The organism is uncultured Methanobrevibacter sp. (assembly GCF_902801725.1).
Classification (GTDB): domain Archaea; phylum Methanobacteriota; class Methanobacteria; order Methanobacteriales; family Methanobacteriaceae; genus Methanocatella.
Genome location: NZ_CADCJB010000060.1, coordinates 1 through 6,875 on the forward strand (window position 1 = coordinate 1; position 6,875 = coordinate 6,875).

General features: G+C 33.4%; 1 protein-coding gene. It reads left to right on the forward strand.

Features of this window, described 5'->3' with window-relative positions; translation table 11 throughout:
* The coding region (locus QZV68_RS09730) for an Ig-like domain repeat protein (RefSeq protein WP_296880808.1) at window positions 1-6,875 on the forward strand (6,875 nt) is incomplete at both ends.

The window sequence follows — 6,875 nt, forward strand, 5'->3', positions numbered from 1 at the left end:
GTTACACTTGAAAACATTACAGTAATCAATGGATATGCCAAATATGGTGGAGCTATTGACCTGGAAGCAGGTACTTTAACCCTGATGAACTGTAATTTCCGCAATAACAAGGCTTATGATGAGGGTGGAGCCATATATATTGGTAAATGGGATGCAGAAAATGATGCAACTCTCATTGCAGTAAACACTACCTTTACAAACAATTATGCAGAAAGTGAAGGTGGAGCAATCTATATTGCATCAGATAATTTAGACGGTCAATCAACGTCAGCATCATTTATGTTATGTACCTTTTTAGACAACTACCAAGGTGAAGATGATGAGAGAGTGAGGAATTACTTTGCTGGTGGTAATGTTGAGGAAATAACTACCCAATATTGTATCTTTAACGGTAATGGTACAATATACAATTTTGAAATAGATAAAATCAACCAGACTGTCTATGTTAACGGTACCTCTACTGATGTATTCGATTCAGTGGTCTTATTGTACTTCGGTCAGACACCTTTATACACAATTTACAACAACGGTTCACGTGATTTCAGCGTCACTTTTGAGGATGTAATGGGCGGAAACTATACTCTAGGTGTAATGAACGACCATAAATTCAATACATACATATTTGATGTCACATTTGAAATGAAAGTGCCGAATTTCATCATATCCGAAGATGAAGTATATGAAAATTTAACCGATGCTATTGATGCGGTTGCGGAAAATGGCATTATTTATGCAAATGTAAACTATTATGATGAAGACAATATGGAAATTGATATCGCCAAATCATTCACCCTTAAAAACTTCAGAAACCGTGATGTTGTTTTCGACGGCAGCAGTGAAAAATGGTTCTTTACAATAGCTGAAGGATATACTGTTGTATTTGACGGTTTACAATTTACTAATGGTGGCATGAAAAATTATGCAAGCATTGAAAATAACGGTAATTTAATAATTAAAAACTGCTCATTCGACAGTTTTGAAACTGGTGAAATTATACACAACACAGGTTCATTGAACATATTAAACACTACGTTTTCACTTAATTCTGTTAATAATGCTCTTGTTTGGAATGATAGGAACTTATACATTGAAACAGTTGAATTTTCAAACAATATCGTCAATAAAAGTTCTGCAGTATACAACAATGGAGTTGCAGAAATTGTCTCTTCCAATTTCACAGCCAACAGTAATAGCGGAAATGGTGGTGTAATATATAACACTAATTCATTGTCTGTTAAAGGCACTGTTTTCACAGAAAACGAGGGTATGGATGGTGGAGCTATTTACAGTATGGGAATTTTACAGGTCTTAAACTCTACTTTTGAAGATAACAGTGCAAACGGATATGGCGGAGCAATTTTCAATGGAAATGAAGCAAACATATTTAATTCAACATTCACTGGAGGATCCAGTGAAAAGGACGGTGGAGCTATTTATAACAATCACACAATGACTGTGGATAATTCCACATTCGTTGGCAATACCGCAACCGGAAAAGGCGGAGCCATTTACAACAATGGATCTTTGGTACTTAAAAAATCATTCTTCGGAATTAACTTTGCTGATGAGTTTGCAAACATTTACAATGCAGGAGATATTCAATTTAGCGAAAACACATTCGATTTCTATGATGTAATATTGGATATACCTGATGGTCAATATGGTATTCCTACAACAATTACAGGTACACTTAACCCTGAATTCAACATGGATGTTCAAGTAACATTGCCTGGATTTGTTAATAATGATGATGCTACAGTCATCATTTCTGATGGTATATTTGAATACGTTACAGACATTCTGCCAAAAGGTATTTATCCTGTTAAATTGGATGAGGTCATTTATGACAGCTACGGCAACATTTATTATGGGGAATTAATAACTGATAGGCTTATCATAAACAAGGCCAATGTCTACATCAATCTTACTGTAGATGATGTTGTCCTTCCTGGAACACCTGTTTTAAAGATCAACACAAGTAAAAACGGAACATTCCATCTTCTTTTCAACAATAAGCTTTCAACTTTCAATATTACTTGTAGTACAGCCATATTAACATTGGATGAAGTCGGTGAAGGAAATTACACTGTATTCGTTGTCCGTGAGGGTGATGAAAACTATAACGATGCGATAAACGCAACCACCTTCAAAGTCGCTGAATATGAAGGCAATTTCATTGTCAACAGTACAGGAAATCAATTCGATACATTACGTGAAGCTCTCGCAGATTCTTCAAATGATGACATCATTTATGTAAGGGAAGGAAACTATAGTGGTGCTGACAATTTCGGACTGACTATTTCCGGTAAGAGATTATCTATAATTGCACTTGGGGATGTTGTTTTTGCAAATTCAACTGATTCACGGTTTTTGAATGTTAGTAAAACTTCTGATGTTACTATATGTGATGTTGTAATCTCGGGATGTAATAATAAACATAGTAGTGTCATTAGCAATTACGGTAATTTGACTATTGATGGCTGTATGTTTATTAATAATACTGCTGATGGTCCACATATTATAGATAATGACGGAAATTTAAGTATTGTTAACTCAGATTTTTATAATAATATACTAAACTCAAGTCTTATCCTAAGTTCTTCCGATTATCTTGTTCTCATTAATGAATCAACATTTGAAAACAATACAATCAATTCAGATCACCTCATTTCAATAAGTTATGCGAAATCAGCAAAAGTTATATCAAATGTTTTTGTCGCGAACAACATAGATAGTTTCAGTATCATTTCAGTTAGCAATTGTGAAGATGTTCTCATTAGTTCTGCGTTTTACAATAACACTCAAAACGGAAATGCTATTACTACATTTGGTATCACCAATCTGCTTGTTAATGGTTCCATATTCACGGGCAATACTATGGATTATATAATTAATTCACAATTCAGTAATCAAACTACTATTTCAGGATGTACATTCGCAGATAATGCTGTTAAAAATGTTGTTTTAAGTAATGACATAAATCTATCCGTTCTTGAATCCACATTTTCAAAAAACACACTTTCAGGCCATGGTGCATTAAACATTGCATCAGTAATGAATGCAAGTGTCAATGGCAGTACGTTTACAAACAATAAGGCAGACAAATATAGAAACATCTATGCTGTTTGTGATGTTAATATTTCAAATTCAGTGTTCGATGCCCTAAACGTTGATTATAGTGTTTATGATATTGACTACGGACAAATTGAAACAATTGAGGGCAGTATTGACATTGGTACAAACCTAAACTTCACAGTTAATTTAGACATTAACTCCAATATTTATTCAGTCAATGTAACTGACAATAACTTCACCTACAATTCAGGTATCCTTAACGGTGGGGACTATGATGTGGTATTAAATGCAAAAGATAATAAGTCAAACACTTATCTATTTGATAAAATAACCAAAATATTCACTGTCAATCGTATAAATCCTGGATTAAACATTTCAATAGCAGATATTACTCTGGGTGAAAAATTAAAAGTTAATTTAACAATTAATAAGAAAACTACTGCTAATGTTGTTTATGGACTGAATGGAAATATGTATACCAAGAGTCAATTGGAAAATCTCACATTGAATCATGGTAATTATTTGGTTACAGCAATGTATAGAGGAGATAAAAACTTCCTTTCAGCTACTTTTATGGCTAATGTTGAAGTTCACAAAATCTCTCCAAACATAACTGTCAATGATGTTGCAGTTAACTATGGTGAAGATATTAAAATAAATGTAAGTGTTGATGTTGCCGATTATTATACTGTATTTTTAGGCAATGAATCAATTTCATTATATGTTAAGGATAATGCAACATTTACATTCCCAAATGAATACCTCGATCCTGGTAGTTATAACATTACTGTTTATGTATTTGAAAGTGACGATTATGCTGAAGAATATGCCTATGCCAATTTAACAGTCAATAAAGCTGTCGGAGTTTTCAATTTATCTAACGATATAATTATTTATGGTGAAAATGCAACCATTAGTGTGAAAGTTCCAGCCAATGCATATGGAAACATTTCATACAGAGTATATGATAAGGATATGGAACTAGTTTATAGTATCACACAATCCTGTCTGGAAGAACTTGTTGTTCCTAATTTGGGTGTTGGAAGATATGTTGTCAACGGTACTTTTGAAGGTGATTCTTACTACACTAGTGACTCCATAATCAATTCTTCTGAAATATTTGTCAATACTAAATGTATAGATTTAAACATTACTGCATCTAATATAACCTATGGCGAAAATGCTATTGTTAATATTGAAAGCAATGTTGATGGTGAGTATCTTGTTTATGTAGGAAATAAACAAATGATTGTTAATGTCACAGGTGGTGTTGGAAATGCATCTGTTTCTAATTTAACTGTTGGAACTTATGTTGTTAATGTTACTATTATTAATGGCAATTATTCAGCATTTAATGAAACAGTATTTGAGATAGTTCCTAAATCTGTTTCTGTTGTTGTTTCTGTTGAGGATATTGTATATGGCGAGGATGCTATTGTTTGGGTTTATGGTGAAATTGATGGTGAATACATTGTAGGGATATATAATCAAAATTACACCGTAAATGTTTTTGACGGAAAAGGAAATACTACAGTTTCTGATTTGTTTGTTGATGAAGATATTTTAGTTTCTGTGTCTATTGCCGACGGTAACTATAGTGCATATAACACTACAATATTTAACATAGCTCCTAAAGGAATATCCGTTGTTATTTCTGTTGGAAATATTACTTATGGTGAAGATACTGCTGTTATTGTGCAGTCTGATGTTGCCGGTGATTACATCGTAACTATTAGGGATGAAAACTATACAGTATTTGTAAATGGAGGAACTGGAGTTACTTTTATTCCTAATTTGGGTGTTGGAAATCAAATTGTAGTTACTGTTAAACGTGATGATAACTATACTGCGTTTAATGAAACTACATTTAATATTAATCCTAAACTGACCAATGTTTTAGTCTCTGTTGATGATATTACTTATGGTGAAAATGCTTCTGCCAATATTGTTGCTGAAATTGATGGAATGTACACTTTATCCGTAAATGGCACTGAATATCCGATTGAGGTAATTGATGGTAAAGCAAGTCAGGTCATTTCTGGTTTGACTGTCGGAAATTATGTTGTACAAATTGCTATTGTGGATGGCAATTATTCAGCATTTAATCAAACCACCTTTTATGTAGTGCCTAAACCTATTTCTCTTGTTGTATCTGTTGAAGATATTACCTATGAAGAAAAAGCAATGGTTATTGTTGTGTCTGATGTTGATGGTGAGTATTTGGTTTATGTTGATGATGCTCCTTATGTTGTGGATGTTCTTGGTGGTACTGGAAATGTGTCTGTTTCTAATTTGACTGTTGGTAGTTATGCTGTTAATGTTACTGTTGTTGATGGTAATTATTCTGCGGTTAATTTCACTTCATTTGATGTGGCAGTTAAAGAGATTGATGTTTCTGTTTCTGTTGGGGATATTATTTTTGGTGAGAGTGCTTTGGTTGTTGTTGTGTCTGATGTTGATGGTGAGTATTTGGTTTATGTTGATGGTGCTCCTTATGTTGTGGATGTTCTTGGTGGTACTGGAAATGTGTCTGTTTCTGATTTGACTGTTGGTAGTTATGCTGTTAATGTTACTGTTGTTGATGGTAATTATTCTGGTTTTGGTTACACTTCATTTGTTGTTAATCCTAAACCTAAAGAGAATGCTACTATTAGTATTGATGCTCCTGAAATTACTGAAGGTCAAAATGCTACTGTATCTGTAACTTTGCCTGGTGATGCTACGGGTACTGTCACCGCTACTGTTGGCGGAAAAACTTACACTGTTCCTGTAGAAAATGGTGCTGCTACAATTATTATACCTGATTTAGCTAAAGGTGACTACACAATACCTGTAACATACTCCGGTGATGATAAATACAACAGTATAACTAAATATGCAACCATTAATGTTAAAGAAAATACTATTTATAAAATAAATGCTCCGGATGTAACTAAATACTACAAAGGTCCTGAAAGATTTGTTGTAACCGTAAATTACAAAGGTAATCCTTTAGCAAATAAAGAAGTTACTATCAAAATTAATGGTCGTTCATACACCAGAACTACTGATGCAAATGGTATTGCAAGTATGGCAATAGGATTAAATAGTGGAGTATACAATGTAATCTCCACAGTTGATAATCAAACTGTTAACTCTGTTGTAACTGTTTTAACTACAGTAAACGGTACTGATTTAGTAAAAGTATATAGAAATGCTTCCCAATACTATGCAACATTTCGTGATAGCCAAGGAAATTACTTGACTCAAGGAACAGAAGTTAAATTCAACATCAACGGTGTAATGTACACACGTAAAATAACTGAAAACGGTTTAGCAAAATTAAACATCAACTTGCCTCAAGGTGTCTATGTAATCACTGCTATTAACCCTGTAACTAATGAAAATGCAGCAAACAACATTACTGTAATTTCTAGAATCGTTGAAAACAATGATCTAATCAAATATTTCAGAAATGCATCACAATATACTGTAAGAATTATCGGAGATGACGGTAATCCTGTTGGTACAGGTGAAAGTGTTACTTTCAACATCAATGGCGTATTCTATACACGTACAACAGACTCTTCAGGAATTGCAAAATTAAACATCAACTTGATTCCGGGAGATTATATTATCACAGCAGAATACGGTGGATGCAAAGTATCCAACAATATTAAAGTATTGCCAACATTAACTGGTAAGGACATAACCAAAAAGTACGGTCAAAATGGTGCATTCGAAGCAACTTTAGTTAACGGTCAAGGAAAACCTTATGCAAACCAACAAATATCATTCAATATCAACGGTGTATTTTACAC